Below are 25,100 nucleotides of genomic sequence, written 5' to 3' on the forward strand. Positions count from 1 at the left end.
GGGAATTTCGATGTCATTATTTGATCATTCAGTATCAGAGTTACATAAGAAGTTAAACAACAAAGAAATTTCCGTTACGGATTTAGTAGAAGAATCTTACAAACGTATTGCGGATGTTGAAGATAACGTAAAAGCTTTTCTTACATTAGATGAAGAAAATGCACGCGCAAAAGCGAAAGAATTAGATGCAAAAATCGGCGCTGAAGATAATGGTTTATTATTCGGTATGCCAATTGGTGTAAAAGATAACATTGTAACTAACGGCCTTCGTACAACTTGTGCGAGCAAAATGCTAGCAAACTTCGATCCAATTTATGATGCGACAGTTGTGCAAAAGCTAAAAGCTGCTGACACGATTACAATCGGTAAATTAAACATGGACGAGTTTGCAATGGGTTCTTCAAATGAAAACTCAGGATTCTACGCTACGAAAAACCCATGGAACTTAGATTACGTTCCGGGCGGATCTAGTGGTGGTTCTGCAGCAGCTGTAGCAGCAGGAGAAGTACTATTCTCTCTAGGTTCTGATACGGGTGGTTCTATCCGTCAGCCAGCTGCATATTGCGGTGTTGTAGGTTTAAAACCAACTTACGGACGCGTATCTCGTTACGGATTAGTAGCATTCGCATCTTCACTTGACCAAATCGGACCGATTACACGTACAGTCGAAGACAATGCATACTTATTACAAGCTATTTCAGGTATTGACCGCATGGATGCAACTTCTGCAAACGTTGAAGTTGGAAACTATTTAGCTGGTTTAACAGGCGATGTTAAAGGTTTACGCATTGCTGTACCGAAAGAATACTTAGGCGAAGGTGTTGGCGAAGAAGCTCGTGAGTCAGTACTAGCTGCTTTAAAAGTATTAGAAGGTATGGGCGCAACTTGGGAGGAAGTATCTCTTCCACACTCTAAATACGCTCTAGCAACGTATTACTTACTATCTTCTTCTGAAGCATCTGCGAACCTTTCACGCTTTGATGGCGTGCGTTACGGTGTTCGTTCTGATAATGTAAATAACTTATTAGATCTTTACAAAAACACACGTAGTGAAGGTTTCGGTGATGAAGTTAAACGTCGTATTATGCTTGGTACTTTTGCACTTAGCTCTGGTTACTATGATGCATATTACAAGAAAGCACAACAAGTACGTACATTAATTAAAAACGACTTTGAAAATGTATTTGCTAACTATGATGTTATTATTGGACCAACAACGCCAACTCCGGCATTTAAAGTGGGCGAAAAAGTTGATGATCCAATGACAATGTATGCAAATGACATTTTAACAATCCCAGTAAACTTAGCGGGTGTTCCAGCGATTTCTGTTCCATGTGGATTCGGTGCTAACAACATGCCACTTGGTCTACAAATCATTGGTAAACACTTCGATGAAGCGACAATTTACCGCGTTGCACATGCGTTTGAGCAAGCAACAGACTATCATACAAAAAAAGCAAGTCTGTAAGGAGGCGAGCATAGATGAATTTAGAAACAATTATTGGTTTAGAGGTTCACGTTGAGTTAAAAACAAATTCGAAAATTTTCTCTGCGAGTCCAACAGAATTCGGAGCGGAGCCAAATACACAAACAAGTGTAATTGACTTAGGATACCCAGGGGTACTTCCTACTTTAAATAAAGAAGCAGTTAACTTTGCAATGAAAGCTGCAATGGCATTAAACTGTGAAATCGCAACGGAAACGAAGTTTGACCGTAAAAACTATTTCTATCCAGATAACCCGAAAGCTTACCAAATCTCTCAATTTGATAAGCCAATTGGTGAAAATGGTTGGATTGAAATCGAAGTAGACGGTAAAAAGAAACGTATCGGTATTACACGTCTTCATTTAGAAGAAGATGCTGGTAAATCAACGCATACAGCTGATGGTTCATTAGTAGACTACAACCGTCAAGGTATGCCTTTAATCGAGATCGTATCTGAGCCAGATATGCGTACGCCAGAAGAAGCATATGCATACTTAGAGAAGTTAAAATCAATCATTCAATACACTGGTGTATCTGATTGTAAGATGGAAGAAGGTTCCTTACGTTGTGATGCGAACATTTCTCTTCGTCCAGTTGGACAAGAGAAGTTCGGTACAAAAGCGGAACTGAAAAACTTAAACTCATTCACTTACGTACAAAAAGGTCTTGAGCATGAGCAAGTGCGCCAAGAAAAAGAACTGTTATCTGGTGGCATCATCCAACAAGAAACACGTCGTTATGATGAAGCAACGAAGAAAACAATCTTAATGCGTGTGAAAGAAGGATCTGACGATTACCGTTACTTCCCGGAGCCAGACTTAGTTGAACTTTACATCGATGATGAGTGGAAAGAAGCAGTTCGAGCTTCTATTCCAGAACTTCCAGATGCACGTAAAGCTCGCTACGTTGCAGAACTAGGCTTACCAGCTTATGATGCACACGTGTTAACATTAACGAAAGAAATGTCTGATTTCTTTGAAGCAACTGTTGCAGACGGTGCTGATGCGAAATTAACATCGAACTGGTTAATGGGTGAAGTACTTGCATACTTAAACAAACAACAAAAAGAATTAAAAGACGTTGCATTAACGCCTGCTGGTTTATCTAAAATGGTTCAATTAATTGAAAAAGGTACAATTTCTTCTAAAATCGCGAAGAAAGTATTTAATGAATTAATTGAAAAAGGTGGAGACCCAGAAGAAATCGTTAAAGCGAAAGGTCTTGTTCAAATTTCTGACGAGGGTACACTTCGTAAAGTTGTAACAGAAATTCTTGATAATAATGAGCAATCTATCGAAGACTTTAAAAACGGTAAAGACCGTGCAATTGGCTTCTTAGTTGGTCAAATTATGAAAGCTACAAAAGGACAAGCAAATCCACCGCTTGTTAACAAAATCTTACTTGAAGAGATTAATAAGCGATAATAGTAGTGACTTTTAAAGATTAAGCAGAAAAACACCCGTACATGGGTGTTTTTCTAGGTTAATCAAACGTTTGTTTAAATGAGACAAAATCGTTTAAACAAACGTTTGATTAACTGTCAAAAGTGGAAAAATGTTTGTATAGCAACTATGGTATGATAGTTGCAAAAAGGTGGGAATAATGATAAATCTAAACATAGAGGTTTTTTTCATCTCATGAAATAATAGATAGTTATTATTCGTTATATGTAAATTTTTATGGAAGAATGGATAGAAATAAAGTGAAACTTTAATCAGTAGGAGGTTCATCCACCATTGATTATTAGCCCTCACCAATCGGGCATTTACTGCCCGCAAATAGCGGGATAAATTTTGGAGTCAAATAAAAAACCATTGAAATGAATATTTACTTTTGATGGACTACACGAATCGGGTTCTTACTGCCTGTTTGAGCGGGATAAAAGAAGGATAGCAAGATGAGAGGAGGTAGGCATGGGAATACTGAATAGAAGTTCAGTATGTTCTTTTTCGATATATAAAGAAATTTCCTGTGCTAATAAATGATGAAGCGAGCAAGAATTATTTATAATCCTACTTCTGGGCGTGAGCTATTTAAGAAGAGCTTACCAGAAGTATTACAAAAATTAGAACAAGCTGGCTATGAGACATCTTGTCATGCGACAACGGGTCCTGGAGACGCTACTGTGGCGGCGAGACAAGCTGCGGATCGTAAGTTTGATGTTGTTATTGCGGCTGGTGGCGACGGTACATTAAATGAAGTAGTAAACGGTTTAGTTGGGCATGAATTCCGTCCGAAATTTGGAATTATTCCAGTTGGAACGACAAATGACTTTGCACGTGCAATTGGTGTACCTCGTTCTATTGAAGAGGCAGCAGATATTATTTGCGAAGGAAAAACAGTGCCATTAGACCTTGGTAGAGCGAACGATACATATTTTATTAACATCGCTGGTGGCGGTCGTATTACAGAATTAACATACGAAGTACCGAGTAAGTTAAAGACAGTATTAGGACAACTTGCTTATTACCTAAAAGGTATCGAGATGTTACCATCATTGCATCCGACATATGTTGAAATTGAGTATGATGGAAAGTTACTACAAGAAGAAATTACGATGTTTTTAATTACGAATACTCGTTCAGTAGGTGGATTTGAAAAGGTAGCACCGTATGCATCTATTAACGATGGGTTATTTGACCTATTAGTACTGAAAAAAGGTTCTATCGCTGATTTAATTAAAGCAGCAACACAAGCACAACGTGGTGAACATATTAATAATCCAAAAGTGTTATATACACAAGCGAACCGAATTAAAGTACATTCACCAGATAAACTAATGATTAATTTAGATGGTGAGTATGGTGGAGATGCACCGATGGAATTCGAAAATATATATCATTGTTTAGAACTATTTGTTCCTGAACATCAAGAGGATGCCCTGTAAAGGCATCCTTTTTACTTTGTTAAAATGAATTGTAAATTGGGAGTTAGTTTGATTTTTATGGTATTTTTACAATTCTTTTATTTTACATCCATACTTTATTGATACACTGGAAGAGATAAGAAATGAGAGGTAGGGTGCTATGGAGAAGGTAAAGGCGATATTATTTGATAAAGATGGGACATTAATGGATTTTCATTCAATATGGATAAAAGTAGCTGAAGAACTTGTAGCTGAATGTATAAGTTTATATCATTTACCAAGTACAATAGGGCAGACCTTATTAGAAGAGATCGGTGTAGAGGGAGCATTTGTTAATCCGAGGAGTGCAATAGCTGCTGGAACAAGCCTTGATGTAGCGAAGGGGCTTTGTAATTATATTGAGTCTGCTAGAGAAGAAGAGATGCATCATTGGGTAAGTGAGAAGTTATTTTCCCTTATGTATGAGCATCGTTCGCATATGAAAATGACAGCAGATTTACCGAAAGTGTTACAGGCATTAAAAGATAAAGGATTTATATTAGGGGTTGTCACGGCGGATGATTTTGCACCAACAGAATTATTTTTAAAACAATATAAGTTGGAGAACTTTTTTGATTATATTATAGCCTCGGATACATTCCCTGCGCAAAAACCAGATAAAAAGATTATAGAAGTGTTTTGTGAGAAATTTAATTTAGCATCATGTGAGGTTGCGGTTGTTGGAGATACGCCAACTGATTTACATTTAGCCAAAAATGGCGATTGCTATGCAATTGGGGTGCTATCTGGTACGGGAGACCGTCCAACATTAGAACCACTTGCTGATTTAGTGTTAGATTCTGTTGAAGAGTTTATTTCTCAATCGGGTGAGTTTTTCTGGGAGAAAGAAAAGTCTAATGTGTAAGGAAAATAAGTCTATAAAGACTCTTAATGAGTCTTTATAGACTTATTTTTTATGCCTGGATACAAAGAATATAGGATAAATGCTAGAAAAGAAAGTTGGCATACATTTTGCAATAAAAAGAGAAAACAATGTAAAGAAAAGGATGGGGTACGCAATGAACACAAAAAAATTTGCTAAAGTAAATGAACAAATTCCAGGACCGAAAGCGGCATCTTTATTAGAACGCCGTCAAAATATAGTACCAAAAGGAGTAAGTAACGGCATCCCAACGTTTGTACAATCTGCAAATGGTGCTCTTGTAACAGATGTTGATGGTAATCAGTACATTGATTTTGCAGGAGCAATTGGGACAATTAACGTAGGGCATTGTCATCCAACGGTTAAAGAAGCGCTCCATAAACAAGTCGATCAATACATTCATACTGGATTTAATGTCATGATGTATGAGCCATATATTGAATTAGCGGAAAAGCTTGCGGCATTGGCACCGGGAAGTTTCGATAAGCAAGTCCTCTTTTTAAATAGTGGTGCAGAAGCAGTTGAGAACGCGGTGAAGATCGCTCGTAAATATACGAAGAGACCTGGTATTATCGCATTTTCTAAAGGTTTCCACGGGCGTACATTAATGACAATGACGATGACAAGTAAAGTGAAGCCATATAAATTTGGGTTTGGTCCATTTGCTCCAGAAGTATATAAAGCGCCATTTCCATACGAATACCGTCGCCCAGAGGGATTAACGGAAGAGCAGTATGATGATTTTATTATTGAAGAGTTTAAGAACTTCTTCATATCGGAAGTAGCACCAGAAACAATCGCAGCTGTTGTAATGGAACCTGTTCAAGGGGAAGGTGGGTTTATCGTCCCAAGTAAGAAATTTGTTCAAGAAGTACGCCGCATTTGTTCAGAGAACGGCATCTTATTTGTAGCGGATGAAATACAAACAGGCTTTAGTCGTACAGGAAAATATTTTGCAATTGATCACTATGATGTCGTTCCAGATTTAATTACAGTGTCTAAATCATTAGGTGCTGGTGTACCGATAAGTGGTGTCATTGGACGTAAAGAAATTATGAATGAGTCTGCACCAGGTGAACTTGGTGGAACGTATGCAGGAAGTCCATTAGGATGTGCGGCTGCATTAGCTGTTCTCGATGTAATAGAAAATGAGAAATTAAATGATAGAGCGATAGAATTAGGAAAAGTCGTAATGAACCGATTCAAGGAGATGAAAAATAAATATCATTGCATCGGCGATGTGCGTGGGTTAGGTGCAATGTGTGCATTTGAGGTCGTTCAAGATTGTAAGACGAAAGCACCTGACAAAACGTTAACGGCTAATCTATGTGCAGAAGCAAATAAGCGTGGGTTACTGTTATTATCAGCAGGAACATATGGAAATGTTATCCGTGTGTTAATGCCTTTAGTTATTACAGATGAGCAACTTGAAGAAGGTTTAACAATAATTGAAGAATCATTGCAAGCTTGTTATGAGCAAACAAACATCGCTCGCGTTTAAAAACTGAAGTATAAATAGCAAACATTCTAGCTGACTCTATATTAAATGCAGAAAATTCACTTTATAATAAAGGTAGTGAAGTGGATCGATGGATTTGAAGTTAGGGGTGGCTAGGATGGTTGCAGAAAAGGAACGAGTGTTAATGGATTTAAAAGATGTATTTGAATATGCGTTTGACGAAATTTTTGTTACAGATGAGCAGGGGATCGTTGTGCGTGTAAATAGTACATGTGAAAGGCACTACCAACTAGCTGCCGAAGAGTTAGTTGGTAAGCATGTAAAAGAACTACAAAAGGATGGAATCTTTTATCCATCAGCGACATTAGAAGTGATTGAAAAAAAGAGGCCAATTGAACTCGTTCAAACTACAAAATCAGGAGAGTATTTACACGTTCGTACAAGGCCTGTTTTTGATGATGAGGGAAATTTAAGAAGAGTGATTAGTTATTCTCGGGACCTTACTGAACTCTATCAATTACGTCAAAAGGTAGAGGAAATGGATAATCAGCTAAAAACATATAAAAAAGAATTAAGAGAAACATATGAGCATGAAGGACTTATTTTTAAAAGTCTAGCTATGCAAAAAATAGTCGATACAATCAAAAAAGTATCTGTAGTGGATAGTACTGTTCTCGTTTTAGGCGAGACTGGAGTTGGGAAAAGTCGATTAGTACGCCATTTACATGAAGTGAGTCACCGTAAGAATGAAAGTTTCTATGAAATTAATTGTGCGGCATTGCCAACTAATTTAATTGAATCGGAGCTTTTTGGATATTCAGGTGGATCTTTTACAGGTGCGAATCGTGAAGGGAAAAAGGGACTATTAGAATCCGCGCATAAAGGAACTCTTTTTTTAGATGAAATCGGTGAAATGCCGCTGGAAATTCAAGCGAAGCTTTTGCAAGTATTGCAAGAAAAAACATTTCGTCCTATAGGCGGAAGAGAATTAAAAAAAGTGGATGTTCGAATTGTGGCGGCAACAAATAGAGATTTAAGTATGATGGTGAAACAAGGAACATTTCGGAAAGATTTATACTATCGTCTGAATGTTATTCCAATTGCAATTCCCCCGCTTAGGGAAAGAACAGAAGATATTTTGCCGCTTATTTATCATTACTTGCAGCACTTTAATAAAAAGTACGGACGTGATGTGAAACTAGCGCCGAGTACGTTACAAATGTTTGTTGGATATCCGTGGGAAGGAAACAATAGAGAAATAGAGAATGTAATTGAGAGAATTGTTATTACTGTCGATGATGTTGTAACGGTAGAGGATTTGCCACTCTCTATGCAAGAGGCTGCAGTTGAACAATCGGGGCAAAGCCTTTATAAAATGCTGGAAGAGGTAGAGAGAAATATTATTCTTAAAGCGTATAAAACGTATGGATCAAGTTATAAAGTGGCTGAGTTTTTGCAAATTAGTCAATCTGCTGCTACTAGGAAAATTAAGAAGTTCATAGAGGAGGAAGAAAACATTGGATAAAAAGGCGACTTTCGTAAGTATAGATAAAAAGGCGATGTATATAAATGGTGAGTGGATTACACTACAAGAACAAATTGAAGTAAATAATCCTGCGACGAAGGAAATATTTGCAACTGTACCAAAAGGCGGAGTAACAGAGGCAAAGCAAGCTGTTGATGCTGCACATGAAGCTTTTAAAACGTGGTCTAAGTTAACGGCAGCAGACCGTGCAACGAAGTTAAAAAAGTGGTTCATGCTTATTGATAAAAACAAAGAAGAGATCGCAGCGATTATGACAAAGGAACAAGGAAAGCCGTTTGCAGAAGCGCTTGGTGAAGTAAATTATGCAAATAGTTTTGTTGAATGGTATGCAGAAGAAGGGAAACGTGTGTATGGTGAAATGATTCCTGCTTCTCATCCGAATAAGCGCATTTTAGTTATGAAGCAACCAGTTGGCGTTATGGCAGCTATTACACCTTGGAACTTCCCGGCAGCGATGATTACGAGAAAGGTAGCCCCAGCGCTTGCAGCAGGCTGTACAGCCGTTGTGAAACCGGCGAGTCAAACGCCATTAACTGCATTGAAATTAGCTGAATTAGCTCATGAAGCAGATATTCCAAAGGGCGTAATCAATATCGTAACAGGTAGTGCAAAAGCAATTGCTGATACATGGATGGAAGATAGTCGCGTTCGAAAAGTGTCCTTTACAGGGTCAACGGAAATTGGGAAAGAGTTAATGGCTAGTGCGGCGCAAACGATGAAAAAAGTTTCACTTGAGTTAGGTGGTCACGCTCCGTTTATCGTAATGAAGGATGCAGATTTAGATAAAGCAGTAGAAGCGGTGATTGGTTCGAAATTCCGTAACGCAGGACAAACGTGTATATGTACAAACCGAGTATTCGTTCAAGAAGAAGTATACGAAGTATTTGTAGAGAAGTTCCAAAAGGCAGTAGGGCAGTTGAAAGTAGGAGACGGTTTCAGTGACGGAACGACTGTCGGACCACTTATTGATGAGAATGCAATTTCAAAAGTACAAGAACATATTGAAGATGCTATTCAAAAAGGTGGAACAGTTTTATATGGTGGTCAAAAGGTCGCAGAGTTAGAGGGACATTTCATTCAACCGACTGTAATTGGATTGGCAAATGATACGATGCTTTGTATGAATGAAGAAACATTTGGGCCAGTGGCACCAGTTGCGAAATTTAAAACAGTTGATGAAGTAATCGAACGTGCAAATAATACACCATACGGTTTAGCTGCGTATATTTTCACGAAAGACATTAGCCAAGCATTCCAAATTAGTGAAGCGTTAGAGTACGGTATTATCGGTCTAAACGACGGTCTTCCATCAGTTGCACAAGCACCATTCGGTGGCTTTAAAGAAAGTGGTATCGGTCGTGAAGGAGGCCATTTCGGCATCGAGGAATATTTAGAAATTAAATATATTTCATTGGGACTATAAGTAGTATACTAGAATCTCTATAAGGTAACAGAGAAGGAGATTTTAGTATGGTATATTGGCTATTATTACTTGTTACAATTATTTTTGAAGTAGCTGGAACAATTGCGATGAAACTATCAAATGGTTTAACAAAGCTCGTTCCGAGTGTACTGATTTTCGTATTCTATGGTATTTGTTTTAGCGTATTTGCCATCGTCGTTAAAAAGATTCATTTAAGCATTGCTTATGCTATTTGGTCTGGCGTTGGAACATTACTTATTACAATCATTAGTGTTTACTTTTTTAAAGAGCATATTAGTTTATTCCAAGCATTTTGTATTCTTTTTATTGTTTTGGGTGTCATTGGGCTTAAGGTTTCATCGGCATCATGAAAGCTATCTTTTGTAGAAGATAGCTTTTTTCTATTTGTGCAGTTAGCAATTAATACGACAAAATATGACAAGAAAGCGTAAAGCATTTTGTTATGATACATATGAAATATTGTCTTATGTGGGGGAAAGAGTATGTTAAAAAAGGTGAGTCAAATTTTTTTGATTTTTGGCATAGCTTTTAGTTTAAGTGCTTGCACTGAGACTAAAGATAGTAATGAAAGTAAACAAGAAGATGTTCAAGATAAAGTGTATAAAATAGGGGAGACAGTAGAAGTAGATGGTTTGCAAGTAACTATCGATTCAGTTAAATTAGGATATCCGGATTATGATGAGGATAAAAAGAAAGAGGAGATTTTGGGGATTATTTTCAAAGTGGAAAATAATAGTAAAAAGGAAATACCTTTTGCATTTTATGAATTTGAGATTACCGATAAGAAAGGTACAAGATTTAAAGAATATAATAACCCTGATAGCTTTATTAGTAAAAAGTTAGCACCAGAAGAAAAAATTCAAGATATCATGCTATTTGACGTAGCGAAAGAAAATACGTATATCGCTACGTATAGACCAGAGTTTACGCGTGAAAATAGAATAATAAAATTTGAATTGAAACCAAATAAATAAAGAAACACATTGGATTATCCAATGTGTTTCTTTATGGTAATAAATTTAAAACGCCCAGTTACCTTTACGGAAGATAGGCTCATGTCTGCCATCAGCAGTAATACCGTCAATATCAAGCTCAGCTGATCCAATCATGAAGTCGTTGTGTGTGATACTAGCGTTTGCGCCGTTTTCAGCAAGTTCTTCTTTAGACATTGTTTTTCCGCCAACTAAGTTAAATGCGTAAGCATTTCCAATCGCAAGGTGGCAAGATGCATTTTCGTCAAATAGTGTATTGTAGAATAAAACATTTGTGTTTGAAATTGGTGAGTCATGAGGTACTAAAGCTACTTCCCCTAAGAAGTGAGAACCTTCATCTGTTTCTACTAAATGTTTTAAAGCTTCTTCACCAGCTTCAGCTTTATAGTCTACGATACGTCCGTTTTCAAATGTTAACGTGAAATTATCGATAATATTACCTGCAAATACTAACGGTTTTGTACTAGAAACTTGGCCGTTTACACCTGTTTTAAGTGGCATTGTAAATACTTCTTCAGTTGGAATATTAGCCATAAATGGTACGTTCTTTTCATTTAAGCTACCAGCACCAGCCCATACATGTTTTTCTGGAAGTTCGATTGTTAAATCTGTTCCAGGACCTGTATAGTGAAGAGCTTTATAATGCTTTTCGTTTAAGTAATCCACTTTTGTATGTAATGTTTCATCATGTTCTTTCCATGCTTCTACAGGATTTTCTAAATCAGCACGAGTAGCTTTGAAAATAGCATCCCATAACTTTGCTTCTTGTTCTTCTGGCGCTACGTCAGGGAATACTTTCGCAGCCCATTCTTTCGTAGGAACAGAAATGACACACCAACTTACTTTATCTGCTTGTACGTAATCACGGTATACTTTCATTGCTTCTCCAGCTACTTTATGAGCTGTTGCGATACGCGATGGTTCTACACCTTTTAATAAATCAGGGTTTTCTGCATAGATAGACATAAATGCAGCGCCTTCTTTTGCTAATTCTTCACGAGCATGTGCTTTCCAAGATGGAAATTCAGCGAAAGCTTCTTCAGGAGCTAGATCGAATTTTAAGCGTGTTAACGTCTCATCATTCCAATCTACATATACGTGTTTTGCACCAGATTTATATGCTTTTTCTGTAACGAGGCGTACAAATTGTACAGCTTCAAGAGGTGCACTAATTGATAAAGTTTGTCCAGGTTGAATATTAACACCAACATTAACTGCAAGAGCAGCATATTTCTCTAACGTTTGTTCAAATGACATATGTATAATCTCCTTTAATTTGAAAGATTTCTTACTATATATAATACAAGAAAATTCTAAAAATATATATAAATATAAAGTAAAAAGAGAGCTCAAAATGTATTGAGCCCTTATATTTACTTAATTGAAGAAGCAAACTGCTCTACAGTCGTTGTATGGTGTATACGAACGCGCTTCATCTTTAACAATTCATCAGGTTCACCCTTCGTAATGAATTGCCCAGGCTTTGTCGTCGTCGCAAATTGATAATACTTCTTCGTTTCTGCAACAACCTTATCATCTACATGACCGAATGGATAAGCAATCGCGATAACAGGCTTACCTGTTATTTTTTCTAGCTTTTCTTTTGAACCTTTTAACTCTTCCTCATAGTTTGTAATTTTCGGTAAGTCTGCATGTGTTGCAGTATGAGATTGCACCGAGAAAATGCCGGAATCAACCATTTCTTTTATTTCAGAAGTAGACAATGCTCCTTCTACATCAACGTTATCAACAATCATATATTCTGTTGCTGCCGGTTTAAAAGTATCATCTTTTAGCTTTTGTAAAATGTGAAATGCATTCATATTATTTTTCATACCGTCATCAAATGTAACAAAAATCGGCTTATTTACTTTATTTATATCGCCCCAGCGTTCAAACGTTAAAAGCGTATAACCATTATCCTTTAAATATTTTATTTGTGCTTCAAAGTTAGCTGGTGATACGAATAAGTCTTTAATACCTTGACCATGATAATCATCGATTGCGTGATACATAAGAACAGGAACCTTTTGTTCGAAAGTAATAGTAGATTTCGTAAGCGGGATTGTTTTCCCATCTTCTTTCATTCCTGTTGCTTCAATTTGAAACTCACCGCGTTTTCCTTCAAATTCTTTTATATCAAAAGGAATTGCAAATTGTTTCTCCTTTTCTTTAGAAGAAAAAGATTTAGCACGTTCCTTTCCATCAGCTGTGCGCCAAATTTTATATTGTACTTCATTTAAAGAATCTTTTATGTCTGTAATATGAATACTTGTGTTTGTAGATTCATGTGTAATTGCATTATATGAGATTTTACCTTGTTCTTGCACAGTCTCTGCTTGTTTCTTAATCCCTTGAGCCGTTTTCTCTTTTTTAGGTTCTGGACTTACATTGTTAGTATTACAGCCTGCTAGAATGGCAGACGTAAATAAAGCAATTGCTGCGTATTTTCTCATAAAAATCACCTTCTATTGTGTAGTATGTTGCATATTTACATTAAAATCCCCACCGCTATAAGAGTGGTGGGGATATACCCTTGTTCATCATATCATTTGAAGAAAATGAGGGGAATATGATTTTTAGGAGGTTATTAATGTAATAGATTAGTGACTTTGAATAGATGTGTTTTTTTGTTTCTTATTAGAATTAATAATAATATAACCGACTACAAAGATAAGAGGAATAATGAAGACATAGATAGGCATTCCCCATACATAATAGCTTTTCAGGGTTAAGACTAGTAAATGTAAGAAATCGAAAAGGGCGTGAATTTTCATAAGGTCCTCCAATGTTTTTTACAAATTATAACATTTAATGCTTGTTATTTGTATAATTTGGAAAGTAATTTAAGCTAATTTTAAAGTAAGAAGCAGACTTATTAATATGCAATTTTGCATAAGAATATGTATTTTATTAAAATATAAAGATTTTATACTATAATAAAAACCGCTATAAAACTAAGTAAGAATAATGTATGGAGTGGAGAATAGAAATGAAATATAAAAAAATAATATATATCTTTTTCATATCGCTATTTATAGTTGGTTGTCAAAGTGAAGTGAGTAAAGCAAATAGTGTGGAAGAGTATATTCCATCGCATCTTATGAATGCGGAAGTAACGGCGGATATTATGACACTTGAATTTCCTTATGAGATAAAAGAGAAATTAGAGAAAATCGGAAATAAAATGAGCGATAGTATTACAAATAATTTAGATTGGTATTTGAAGTATGCCGAAGAAGAAATTATACCGAAAAAAACGTTTCCTTATCATCAAAACTTAGGTATTACAAAAGAAGAATATGATTTTATGATAGATAAAATGGATAATGCAGAATATATAAATACCAAAGACGGAAAACTCTTTTTTAAAAAGAAAGATCATGAAATTCAAATTCTCTCTGATGAAAATTTGAATCTAATTAAAAATATTCGAATTGATACAGAGAAGAATACAATTAAAACTCCTTTGGGAGAATGCGAATATGAAGGTGAAATAAAGGCGTCGGATGAACAAAAAGCTACTGGTCCATGGAGTGGGAAGATGTGGACTTTAAAAAGCAATGGATTGCTTTATCATTTTTCATTAGGAAAGTTAAAAAACATAAACAAATCTATCATTTACATTTCAATAAAAGGTATATATAAAGATAGGATTATCAATACAGAAGAAGCAGTTGAATTTCACTCGGTTTCATAAATAATCAAAAAAATCACCTTACTCGTTAAAGTAAGATGATTTTTTATTAAATAAACAATCCAGCGATTGTCGCAGATAAAATAGAAGCAAGTGTTGATGCAAATAGCATTTTCCAACCAAATTTAGAAACAACGCTTCCTTGTTTTTCAGAAAGGGCACGGATTGTACCAACGATTGCACCAATTTGGCTAATACTTGCGAAGCTAATTAAGAATACTGTAACGATTCCAACTGTACGTGGAGCTAATGTTGTAGCTGTGTCTTTTAAATCAAGGATTGCTACAAACTCATTTAAAACAATCTTCGTACCCATAATACCACCAGCTGGGATAATATCTTGAGTTGGAATACCCATTAAGAATGCGAATGGAGAAAGTACGTAACCGAAGATTTGTTGTAAAGTAATGGCATGTCCCATTGCGCCTGAAGCTGCACTAATTACGTAGTTTACAACTTCCATCACACCGATAAAGGCGATCATTAATGCGGCAACGATACCAGCTACTTTTAAACCATCAAGCGCACCGTTAATCATTGCACCGATAAAGCTGTCCCCGAATAGCGTTCTATCAAATTTTTGAATCACTTCATCTTCTTTCTTCGTATCAACTGGTGTTAATAACGAACAAACGATTAAGCTTGAGAATAAATTTAGCGGAAGAGCTGCTAGTACGTATTTTGCATCTAACATCATTACGTATGATGCTGTAACAGAAGCAGAAACGGAGCTCATCGCAGAACAACAAATGATAAACATACGGTTTTTATTGAAATGCTGTAAATCGTTTTTAATAACGATTAACGCTTCACTTGAACCGAAGAATACAGAGTTTACTGCGTGGAATGACTCAACGCGTGGCAAACCAGTAATTTTTGAAATTGCACCGCCGACAACACGAACGATGAATGGTAAAACACCTAAATAACTAAAGATTGAAAGTAGTGCTGAGAAAAATACGATAATTAATAATACGTTTAAGAAAAAGACAAAATCTCTGTGAATTCCATTAAAGAGAAAATCGACACCTGTCGTACCAAGTTTAATTAGTTTGTTGAAAACTTTACTAATTAAAATAATGATTTGTTGACCAATCTTTGTAGCAAACATAAACCAACCGATTAAAATTTGGAAACCAATCATAATTGCAATTGCACGGAAGTTGATTTTACTTTTGTTGTTTGACAAAGCAAAACATAAACCTAACACGGCAATAATACCGATAATGCTCATTACATATTGCATGTAGTTGCCCCTTTCAGAAGTTCGTATAAAGTTTGTACATAAAACGCTCGTTATATTACTAAAAATAAAGGAATGAGATTTTATGTCATACGTAAGATGTCTGACCTTTTAGAAAAATAAAAATAAAAAAAGACCCATATGGATTCACTTTCATCTATGAGAGAAAGCTAATCAATATGAGTCCTTTTTTGCGCATAGGCTAATATTCATTAGTTTTCCCCATAGTCCAGCAATTTAAGGTTGCCGGGTAGAAACTCTCGATCCATATTATCAAGTATATATGAGGTAACATCGTCCGTATTAAATTAGTAGTAGCGTAACATTAACAGAGAAGTATCGTCAATAGCTTTTTTTCTTCCAATAGAAAAAGACCATATAAGTATGATAAAATGTAACGCAGTGTTATGAAAAAGAGAGGTCGGAAAATGAGTACTAAAATGACGCCACCAGTTGAGAAAAACGAGTTTATAGATGTAGTATTTGAAGATTTAACACATGATGGTGCCGGTGTTGCGAAAGTAAAGGGCTATCCTATTTTCGTTAAAAACGGATTACCAGGTGAAGAAGCGCAAATTAAAATTATTAAAGTGAAGAAAAACTTTGCATTTGGTCGTTTAATGAAGCTTCATACAGAAAGCCCATATCGTAAAGATGCTGAATGCCCAGTATATAATCAGTGCGGCGGTTGTCAGCTTCAGCACTTATCATATGAGGGACAATTACAGGCGAAAGAAAAGCAAGTACGTGACGTTATGCAGCGCATTGGAGGACTAGGTGATGTTCCTGTTCATCCTGTACTTGGCATGCAAAATCCGTGGGTATACCGTAATAAAGCACAAGTACCAATCGGAGAACGTGAAGGCGGACTTGTAGCTGGTTTCTATCGCCAAGGAACGCATGATATCATTAATATGGAATCATGCTTAATTCAGGCAGAAGAAAACGATATATTAATTCAAGAAGTAAAACGTATTTGTGAAAAGCACGGTATCACTGCGTACAACGAAGAGCGTAACAAAGGAACACTTCGTCACGTAATGGCTCGTTACGGGCAAGTAACAGGAGAAATTATGCTGGTCTTCATTACACGTACAGCAGAATTGCCGAACAAAAAAGCAATTATTGAAGAAATTGCAGCGAAATTCCCAGAAGTAAAATCGATTGTTCAAAACGTAAATACGAAGCGTACAAACGTAATTTTCGGAGACAAAACGACAGTATTATACGGATCAGAATATATTTATGACTTTATCGGTGACATTAAATTTGCGATTTCAGCACGTTCATTCTATCAAGTAAATCCAGAACAAACGAAAGTGCTATACGATAAAACGTTAGAATACGCAAAATTAAATGGTAACGAAACAGTAATCGATGCCTATTGCGGAATCGGATCAATCTCGTTATTCCTAGCGCAAAAAGCGAAAAAAGTGTACGGCGTTGAAATCGTCCCAGAAGCAATCGAAGACGCAAACCGAAACGCAGCACTAAACAACATGACAAACGCTGAATTTGGCGTAGGAGAAGCAGAAGTAGTTATTCCAAAATGGTACAAAGAAGGCGTAATTGCTGACACAATGGTCGTAGACCCACCGCGTAAAGGCTGTGACGAAGCATTACTAAACACAATCATTGACATGAAGCCAAACCGCGTCGTATACGTATCATGTAACCCAGCAACATTAGCACGTGATTTAAAAGTACTAGAAGAAGGCGGATATAAAACACAGGAAGTACAACCTGTTGATATGTTCCCGCATACGACTCATGTGGAGTGTGTGGCTTGGCTTAAGTTAGTATAATAGGAAAGCAGTTGATATAGAAAAAATCTATACCACCTGCTTTTTGGTTTACAAAAATACCATTCATAAGCGATTTTAGTTAAAATAAATATTGCTGATTTTCACAAATTATAAATTTAGATTTTGAAATTGTATTCATAGTGAGAGGATTTGAATTTGAAATGATAGATAATTTTTGGCGTGAATTACCACGACCATTTTTCGTACTTGCACCAATGGAAGATGTGACAGACGTTGTTTTCCGTCACGTAGTAAGTGAAGCTGGTCGTCCGGATGTATTCTTCACAGAGTTTACAAACTCGGATAGCTATTGCCATCCAGAAGGTATGAAAAGTGTACGTGGCCGTTTAATTTTTACAGAAGACGAACAGCCGATGGTAGCACATATTTGGGGAGACAATCCCGAATACTTCCGTCAAATGAGTATCGGTATGGCAGAACTAGGATTTAAAGGCATCGATATTAATATGGGTTGCCCAGTACCGAATGTAGCATCAAGAGGGAAAGGTAGTGGCCTTATTCTACGTCCAGACGTTGCAGCAGAACTTATTCAAGCAGCAAAAGCGGGCGGACTACCTGTCAGCGTAAAAACAAGACTTGGCTTTAAAGAGTTAAGCGAGTGGGAAGATTGGTTAACGCACATTTTCAAACAAGATATTGCAAACCTTTCTATTCACTTACGTACAAGAGAAGAAATGAGCCAAGTAGATGCGCATTGGGAACTAATTCCGGAAATTAAAAAATTACGTGACCGCATTGCACCCAATACGTTAATAACAATCAATGGAGACATCCTTGATCGTAAAATGGGGCTGGAACTTGCTGAAAAATACGGCATTGATGGCGTAATGATCGGACGAGGCATCTTCAAAAATCCATTTGCTTTTGAAAAAGAGCCAAGAGAGCATAGCAGCAAAGAACATCTAGATCTTTTAAGACTACAACTTGATCTTCAAGATCAATATGCAGAAGTATTACCACGATCCATAACAGGATTACATCGCTTCTTCAAAATTTATGTGAAGGGCTTCCCAGGAGCTGCTGAACTAAGAAATCAATTGATGAGCACGAAGTCGACGGATGAAGTGCGTGCTTTGTTGGATAAGTTTGAGGATAGTGTTGGTGTGGCTCAGGATAGTGAGACGGTTTAACTTTTAAGCAGTTAAATCATTTCATATGTAGTGCATGACATGAGTGAGTTGAAAATAAGTGCAGAGCTGGAAAAGAACAGTGTATTTGAGAAATCAAAGCACTGTTTTTTTCTTTTAGTTAATGTTAAGAGAGAAATCTTTTTATAGGCATATAAAAAACATGTAAGAGCTCTGTAGATACAATGATAGAGAAAAGTTCGGGTAAGACTATAAAACATATCTTTAAAATGTTAAAGTATTAATTTAGCGGACAATAACTAAAAGGTTAGATTAAACATGATAATTTAAAGCAGGTTATAGCATAAACTTTAACCGCTGAATAAATAATCAACATTTCAGGAGGAAACCCAATGGCAATGAGCAACAACGATATATTAAAAAGAGTAAGATACGCTTTAGATATAAAAGATATAGATATGGTAGAAATCTTTAAACTTGGCGGGATGGAAGTAACGAAAGAAGACGTAGTTGATATGCTTACAAAAATAAAGAGAGCGCCTCAGCATGAAGCTGAAAATGATGAGGTAGCTGAAGATGAGTACGTAAAAATATGCGATATGATGATGTTAGAGGCGTTTTTAAATGGATTTATTACCTTAAAAAGAGGGAAGCAAGATCCGAAACCAGGGCAGCCTGCACCTGTACAGAGCAAGGAGAGTGCCAATAACCTTCTTCTAAAGAAAATGAAAATCGCACTATCTTTAACGAGTGAGGATGTACTTGATATATTAGATAGCGTGGGCGTTACGGTAACAAAAGGAGAGTTAGGCGCTCTATTAAGAAAAAAAGGCCATAAAAATTACAAAGAGTGCGGCGATAAATACGCAAGGAACTTCATTAAAGGATTAGCTGTAAAGTATAGAGGATAATGAGTTCGTTAAAGCAGTAAATGATATAATAGGTAGAGTAGGACGTTCGTATCCTACTCTTTTTTATTTGTAAAATAATACGCTAGGTGATGAAATGGTACATACATATTTAGGTGAGACAATTAATTTTCATATAACTTATAAGAAGAAAAAGTCCGTGCGTCTTTTTGTGGATTCGTATGGAAATGTGGAAGTGCAAGCTCCGAAAGGGACACCTGTTGAATACTTAGTCCAGTTGCTAGAGGAAAAGTGGGATTGGATTCAGACAACACGTAAGGAAATGGCGGAGCGAGCGCGTGGACCACAGGAAAAGGATTATGATCAAGGAGAAGGCTTTTTATATTTAGGAAATACGTATCCGATACAAATTTCTCAAGACGCAAGCATTACGCAAGACAATGCAGTGTTTGAAAAGGATAAGTTACATATTTATGTAAAAGAGCTAAAGGATGAGAAAATACAGCAAGCTTTAAAACGATTTTATTATAAGCAGTGTAAAACTTTAGTAGAGAAGAGCATTAAAGTGCATCAAAGTAACTTTAAGACAAAACCACGTTCTATTCGTATTACAGATAGTAGTCGTACTTGGGGTACTTGCGATTCGAATTTACAACTAACATTCAATTGGAAGCTAGCAATGGCACCACAGCGAGTAATTGACTATGTAGTTGTTCATGAAATGTGTCATATGGTTCATTTAAATCATGATCGATCTTTTTGGCGTCTTGTCGGGAAGATAATGCCTGATTATAAAGAAATGGAGAATTGGTTAGCATTATCTAGTTGGAAGATGACGGTTTAATGTTGCGCTTTGTATAGGTTGCGATTATTGTCAATCTTTGTCGGTAAGTCGATATATTTCGAAAATCGCTGATATATTTGAAGTTGCGCCGATATATTTCGAAAACCGCCGATATATTTGGAGTTGCAATCGATATGTTCAATGAAGAGAAAGTAAAAGGAGATGTCACAGCAGACATCTCCTCTTTTCGAGTATATAGATTATCGTCCAAACTTCACAATAAAATCTTCATCAACTTTCTCCATATCATACCCACGATATCCATCCGAAAGCAACGCCTGCTGTCCAACAGCATCATTCATTAGAATACTTTGAACATCCGTCCAATCTCTTTCTTTATCTCCGCGCAATTCCTTCACAAAAACATACCGCAGACTACCACCATACTTCTCTTTCAGTGCAGCAATCTCCATCCCTTGCGCAAACTTATCCTTCAAACTCGGAATGTTAAAAGGAGCAACGGTGCAGCATACATAATCATATTTGCTGTCTTCTTTTTGCAATTCTTCCATAATGACTTTTGCTAATATTTTTTGCATACCATTTCCTCGGCAGTTCGGATGAACGTTTGAGATTTCTTGATAGATGACGCGGTGTAGTTCACTTTCTGGCAAACCAATATCAAACCCTAAATGTTCATCGTCGATAGGAGGGACGAGTAGAGCGCGAAATGCGATGAGTTCGTTTTCGATAAAAGCACCGATCATCATGCCGTTTCCTTCTAGAATGTATTGAAATTCTTCTTGTGAGAGTGGTTGTAAACGACTTTTATCTTCTAGTGCTTCAACTACAATGTTTTGTAGTGATAAAATTTGTTCGATGTGCTCTAGTGATAGTAATGTAACGTGAAATGATTCGTTATTTTGTTTTAATGTTCCTTCGTATAGAACCGTCATATGATAGTCCTCCTTTAGCGTACAACATCTTGAAAGACGGTTAGTTCTTGTAGTGTATCTTCATTTATTTCAATGCCGAGTCCGGGCTTTTCGTTTAAGCGAATGAATGGTACATCGTAATGTAAGTTTCCGATGTCTTTCGTGAATTTTAATGGTCCCGTTAGCTCTACGCTCGTAATGATTTTCTTTGAGAAAGCGACATGGAATCCTGCGGAAGAGGCAACAGATGATTCGACCATTGATCCCACTTGGCATTCAATGCCGGCCATTTCAGCTTGATGAGCGAGCTTTACAGCTGGATATATGCCACCGCATTTCATTAGTTTTATATTCACTTTATCAGCAGCTTCTAATTTAATAATTTGGCGCATTTCACGAGAACTTTTTAGTCCTTCATCAATCATAAGCGGGAGGTCTGTCTTAGAACGGATATGAGCCATGGCATCAATATCGTCCGCGATAACAGGTTGTTCAATCCAGTCAATGTTTAAATGTCCTAATGAACGCAGTGCTGTTAATGTGTTTGCGCTATTTTTCCAGCCTTGATTTACATCAACGCGAATCGCAATGTCATTTCCTACACGTTCTCGTACAGCTTCAATACGTTTCACATCTTCTTTTACATTCGTACCAACTTTCATTTTGAAAGATTGGTAACCTTTTTGAATCATAGAAGCAGCTTCTTCAGCCATATCTTCAGGATCGGCAATACTTAAAACGTGAGTGACAGGGAATTCTTCATGATAGCGCCCGCCAATTAATTGATATACAGGTTGATTTAGTTTTTTGCCCATTATATCAAAACAAGCAATATCAATTGCGGCTTTCGCTGTTGGAACACCGTAAATTGTATTGTCCATCATGTCGTGTATTTTTTCGATATTCATTGGATTTTGTCCGATTAGGGCCGGGGTTAGCGTATGTTTTAAAGTATGGAAAGTACTTTCCCATGATTCACCTGTGACGTGATCATCAGCAACGCCTTCACCGTAACCGATAATACCTTCATCTGTTTCCATTTTGACGATAATAGAGGGCATATCAGAATAAGAGCCATAACTAATAACAAACGGATTGCGAAGCGGTAAACGAATTGCGTAAAGATGAATAGCTGTGATTTTCATTGAATAGAAACCCCTTCCTGTTTACAATAGTTTTGTACATTTGATATAGTTGACGTTAAATGGTCGTTAATTAATGATAAGGAGTTAGAGAAAATGATGATAAAAATTGCAGTTGTCGGTTCAAAGGAGTTTATGGAGAACCTTTTTCCTATTGCTCAAAAATTAGAAGGAATAGAAATTGATCCATATATTTACCTTCATCCGACGGAATCTTCTGAACTATTAAAGTGTCTAAAGCCTTGTGATGTCATCTTTTTCTCAGGTGCTTTACCTTATTATATGGCAAAAGAAATAAGAGAACAATTACGAATTCCAAGTACATACTTACAGCAAAACGAGACAACTGTCGCATCTTCAATTCTTTCTATCATGTATCATCAAAGTATTCAACCACATAACATTTCCATCGATTTAGTAGACCGCTCGTTTATTACAAATGTGTTCCATGATATTGGTATAAAAGAAAGCCCGCAAGTGTTGGATTATGAAAATATGCTGTGGAGTAAAGATGAGATAAATAGAGTTATCGATTTTCATGTAGCTAAATATCAATCTGGAGAAGCTCATTTAGCTTTAACTAGTATTCACGCTGTTTACGACGAGCTTCAAAAAATAGGTGTTCCTTCAGAGCGCATGATTGATCCAACACAGTCCATTATACATGGGCTAAAAGATGCAAAAATAAAAGCTGAGTTAGCAAAAAGCTATTCAGCTACTGTTGGTGCTTGTATTATTTCTTCTTTAGAATTACGAACGCGTTTGCTTGAAAAACTAGATGTCATTTCAAAAGAACTACGTGGTTCATTTAAACAAGTGGATGAAATGACATGCATTTTGTATACAACTCGTGGTGATATCGAATCGATTATTAAAACAAATGCGATAGATAACTTGTTTGCGAGCGTAGAAGGAACAATAGCTATTGGATTTGGTTATGGAAAAACCGTGAAAGAGGCGGAGCAAAATGCAAAAATTGCTCAAAGTTTTGCAAAGAACAATCCAATAGATCGTTGTTTTTATATACTAACAAGTGATAAAGATTTGTTTGGTCCGTTCCCGAAAGAACAGAGAGTACAAAGTTTGAAAAATGATAATCCGGAACTAATGAAAATAGCGAAGGAAACAAAGCTTAGTCCGGCCAATTTGTCAAAAATCATTCAATTTAGTCAATCGCACCCGTCATTGAAGTTTACAGCAGCTGACCTTTCTGAGTACTTACAAGTGACTCGAAGATCGACAGAAAGGTTGTTAAAGAAATTAGTTGATTACGGGTATGCTCATATTTGCGGCGAGGAAATGCCCTATCAACAAGGGCGACCTCGCGCACTATATGAACTGAATTTACCGCTATTTTTAAGCTTCTAGTTGAGCTTTTTGTTTCTTTAGTAGTTCTGCTTTTTCAATGTCTGATAGTTTTACAATTGTGAAGCCTGTTATACCATAAATGATTGAGATAATAGGTACGATGAAATTCAAAATAGCATAAGGAGCATATTCAAATGCACCTACGCCAAGTGTTGCGAGAATAAATACACCGCACGTATTCCAAGGAACGAAGACAGAAGTTAATGTTCCACCATCTTCTAATGCTCTGGATAAGTTTTTTGAATGTAGTCCTTTTTCCGTGTATGCATTTGCGTACATTCTTGAAGGGACAACAATTGAAATATATTGTTCAGAGCAAGTAAGGTTTGTTGCAAAACAAGATGCGATAGTAGAAGCGATAAGCCCTTTTGCTGATTTCGCTAACTTTAAAATTTGATTTACAATTGAGCGAAGAATACCTGTATGTTCTAATACTCCTCCGAAAGTCATAGCGACAATTGTCATAGAGACTGTATTCATCATCGAATCTAAGCCACCGCGGTTAAATAGTTCGTCTACTAGCTTGTTTCCAGTGTCTATAACAAATCCAGCTTGGAGTGCACCGACAGATGCTGAGACAGAACCACCTTGAATAAAGACTTGTGATAAAAATCCTAAAATAATACCGACGAGAATCGCTGGTATGGCAGGGACCTTTTTAGCGACCAATACCATAACGACTACGGGTATAATGAGTAGGAAAGGTGAGATAACAAAGTTTTGTTGCAATACTTGTAACGTTTGATCGATGCTCTTCGCATCAATATTGTTAGCGCCGAAGCTTCTTCCTAAGACCGCGTAAACGATAAGAGTAATAATTAAACCTGGAACTGTAGTAAATAACATATGACGAATGTGTGCGAATAAATCTGTATTTGTTAATCCTGCGGCTAAGTTAGTTGTATCTGAAAGCGGTGACATTTTATCGCCAAAATAAGAGCCTGAAATAATGGCACCAGCAACCATTGGAGCTGGGATTCCCATACTTAGGCCAATTCCCATTCCAGCAACACCAATTGTTCCCATTGTAGACCAAGAGCTACCAATTGCTAATGCAACGATAGAACAAATGACGGTAATGGAAACTAAAAATAGTGATGGAGTTAAAAGTTTTAAACCGTAATAAATCATCGTTGCGACGATTCCACCGCCAATCCAAGCACCAATTGTTAAGCCGACAAGAATAATAATGACGATAGCAGGTAATGCAAGACGAATCCCTTTATACATTGCTTCTTCAAGATCATTCCATTTGTAACCGTAACGCCAAGCGACAATAGAAGCAACGGTTGTACCGATAATAAGTGGAACGTGAGGGGTTTGTTTTAATACAACAATTGTAACCATCATAACTGCAACGGTAATGATAATAGGGATAATCGCTATTCCAAAAGGTATTTCTTTTTTCATAAAGTTCCTCCTTGTTACGTATG

The 25,100-nt window shown here is 36.7% G+C and carries 21 protein-coding genes and 1 riboswitch; of the genes, 15 read left to right on the forward strand and 6 right to left on the reverse strand.

Translation table 11 applies throughout. The features are described from left to right. The first annotated feature begins 10 nt into the window (after nt 1-10). The 9 genes from gatA (at nt 11) to MHB52_RS01950 (ending at nt 10,697) form a co-directional block, all read left to right on the forward strand. Complete coding sequence (gene gatA / locus MHB52_RS01910) at nt 11-1,468, forward strand: Asp-tRNA(Asn)/Glu-tRNA(Gln) amidotransferase subunit GatA (protein WP_000051441.1); 1,458 nt, start codon at nt 11-13, stop codon at nt 1,466-1,468. Nucleotides 1,469-1,482: 14 nt separating this feature from the next. Beyond that, complete coding sequence (gene gatB, locus MHB52_RS01915) at nt 1,483-2,910, forward strand: Asp-tRNA(Asn)/Glu-tRNA(Gln) amidotransferase subunit GatB (protein ID WP_001047685.1); 1,428 nt, start codon at nt 1,483-1,485, stop codon at nt 2,908-2,910. Between the two features lie 557 nt (nt 2,911-3,467). Then, nucleotides 3,468-4,373 (forward strand): diacylglycerol kinase, encoded by a 906-nt coding sequence (locus MHB52_RS01920; RefSeq protein ID WP_000977679.1) that lies wholly within the window; start codon nt 3,468-3,470, stop codon nt 4,371-4,373. Nucleotides 4,374-4,512: 139 nt separating this feature from the next. Next, complete coding sequence (locus MHB52_RS01925; protein ID WP_000416659.1) at nt 4,513-5,256, forward strand: HAD family hydrolase; 744 nt, start codon at nt 4,513-4,515, stop codon at nt 5,254-5,256. A gap of 154 nt (nt 5,257-5,410) precedes the next feature. Beyond that, a complete protein-coding gene (gene gabT, locus MHB52_RS01930) occupies nt 5,411-6,775 on the forward strand; it encodes a 4-aminobutyrate--2-oxoglutarate transaminase (RefSeq protein WP_061662942.1) in 1,365 nt (454 codons plus the stop codon). A 115-nt stretch (nt 6,776-6,890) separates the two neighbouring features. Then, complete coding sequence (locus MHB52_RS01935; protein ID WP_044795613.1) at nt 6,891-8,258, forward strand: sigma-54 interaction domain-containing protein; 1,368 nt, start codon at nt 6,891-6,893, stop codon at nt 8,256-8,258. Beyond that, complete coding sequence (gabD, locus tag MHB52_RS01940; RefSeq protein WP_044795614.1) at nt 8,251-9,702, forward strand: NADP-dependent succinate-semialdehyde dehydrogenase; 1,452 nt, start codon at nt 8,251-8,253, stop codon at nt 9,700-9,702. The genes MHB52_RS01935 and gabD overlap by 8 nt, the downstream gene beginning before the upstream one ends. Before the next feature lie 47 nt (nt 9,703-9,749). Next, nucleotides 9,750-10,073 carry a DMT family transporter gene (locus MHB52_RS01945; protein ID WP_000263262.1) on the forward strand — a complete coding sequence of 108 codons (324 nt, stop codon included), beginning with the start codon at nt 9,750-9,752 and terminating at the stop codon, nt 10,071-10,073. Nucleotides 10,074-10,205: 132 nt separating this feature from the next. Next, entirely contained in the window at nt 10,206-10,697 is a 492-nt protein-coding gene (locus MHB52_RS01950) for a DUF4352 domain-containing protein (RefSeq protein WP_000915099.1), read from the forward strand. Between the two features lie 45 nt (nt 10,698-10,742). On the opposite strand, the gene MHB52_RS01955 is transcribed toward MHB52_RS01950, so the two are convergent. Together MHB52_RS01955 and MHB52_RS01960 are read right to left on the reverse strand one after the other, a co-directional pair. After that, nucleotides 10,743-11,972 carry an aminopeptidase gene (locus MHB52_RS01955; protein ID WP_000007357.1) on the reverse strand — a complete coding sequence of 410 codons (1,230 nt, stop codon included), beginning with the start codon at nt 11,970-11,972 and terminating at the stop codon, nt 10,743-10,745. A 116-nt stretch (nt 11,973-12,088) separates the two neighbouring features. Continuing rightward, complete coding sequence (locus MHB52_RS01960; RefSeq protein ID WP_001233758.1) at nt 12,089-13,171, reverse strand: polysaccharide deacetylase family protein; 1,083 nt, start codon at nt 13,169-13,171, stop codon at nt 12,089-12,091. A gap of 536 nt (nt 13,172-13,707) precedes the next feature. On the opposite strand from MHB52_RS01960, the gene MHB52_RS01965 reads away from it, so the two are divergent. Beyond that, nucleotides 13,708-14,415, forward strand: a complete 708-nt coding sequence (locus MHB52_RS01965) for a hypothetical protein (RefSeq protein ID WP_000875595.1) — start codon at nt 13,708-13,710, stop codon at nt 14,413-14,415. Nucleotides 14,416-14,461: 46 nt separating this feature from the next. Here MHB52_RS01965 and MHB52_RS01970 read toward each other — a convergent pair whose 3' ends face one another. Continuing rightward, a complete protein-coding gene (locus tag MHB52_RS01970; protein WP_001200488.1) occupies nt 14,462-15,658 on the reverse strand; it encodes a NupC/NupG family nucleoside CNT transporter in 1,197 nt (398 codons plus the stop codon). A 202-nt stretch (nt 15,659-15,860) separates the two neighbouring features. Further along, a riboswitch (purine riboswitch) is annotated at nt 15,861-15,962 on the reverse strand. Nucleotides 15,963-16,083: 121 nt separating this feature from the next. Here MHB52_RS01970 and rlmD point away from each other — a divergent pair. From rlmD to MHB52_RS01990, 4 genes are all read left to right on the forward strand, one after another. Then, nucleotides 16,084-17,460 (forward strand): 23S rRNA (uracil(1939)-C(5))-methyltransferase RlmD, encoded by a 1,377-nt coding sequence (gene rlmD / locus MHB52_RS01975; RefSeq protein ID WP_000105018.1) that lies wholly within the window; start codon nt 16,084-16,086, stop codon nt 17,458-17,460. Nucleotides 17,461-17,621: 161 nt separating this feature from the next. Further along, nucleotides 17,622-18,611 (forward strand): tRNA dihydrouridine synthase, encoded by a 990-nt coding sequence (locus MHB52_RS01980; protein ID WP_000566708.1) that lies wholly within the window; start codon nt 17,622-17,624, stop codon nt 18,609-18,611. Nucleotides 18,612-18,961: 350 nt separating this feature from the next. Further along, nucleotides 18,962-19,480, forward strand: a complete 519-nt coding sequence (locus MHB52_RS01985) for a YehS family protein (protein ID WP_061662926.1) — start codon at nt 18,962-18,964, stop codon at nt 19,478-19,480. A gap of 94 nt (nt 19,481-19,574) precedes the next feature. Continuing rightward, a complete protein-coding gene (locus MHB52_RS01990) occupies nt 19,575-20,282 on the forward strand; it encodes a M48 family metallopeptidase (protein ID WP_000233762.1) in 708 nt (235 codons plus the stop codon). Nucleotides 20,283-20,482: 200 nt separating this feature from the next. Here MHB52_RS01990 and MHB52_RS01995 read toward each other — a convergent pair whose 3' ends face one another. Further along, nucleotides 20,483-21,178: a hypothetical protein gene (locus tag MHB52_RS01995; protein WP_061662927.1), complete on the reverse strand. Its 696-nt coding sequence runs from the start codon at nt 21,176-21,178 to the stop codon at nt 20,483-20,485. A gap of 14 nt (nt 21,179-21,192) precedes the next feature. Further along, on the reverse strand, nt 21,193-22,302 hold the full coding sequence (locus tag MHB52_RS02000; protein WP_016117088.1) for a mandelate racemase/muconate lactonizing enzyme family protein: 1,110 nt from the start codon (nt 22,300-22,302) through the stop codon (nt 21,193-21,195). 93 nt (nt 22,303-22,395) lie between these two features. On the opposite strand from MHB52_RS02000, the gene MHB52_RS02005 reads away from it, so the two are divergent. After that, a complete protein-coding gene (locus MHB52_RS02005) occupies nt 22,396-23,667 on the forward strand; it encodes a hypothetical protein (RefSeq protein ID WP_061662928.1) in 1,272 nt (423 codons plus the stop codon). Here the strand turns inward: MHB52_RS02005 and nhaC are convergent. Beyond that, nucleotides 23,656-25,077 (reverse strand): Na+/H+ antiporter NhaC, encoded by a 1,422-nt coding sequence (gene nhaC / locus MHB52_RS02010; RefSeq protein WP_000711525.1) that lies wholly within the window; start codon nt 25,075-25,077, stop codon nt 23,656-23,658. The genes MHB52_RS02005 and nhaC overlap by 12 nt on opposite strands. Nucleotides 25,078-25,100 lie beyond the last annotated feature (23 nt).

This window comes from Bacillus sp. FSL K6-0073 (assembly GCF_038006085.1).
Classification (GTDB): Bacteria; Bacillota; Bacilli; order Bacillales; family Bacillaceae_G; genus Bacillus_A; species Bacillus_A cereus.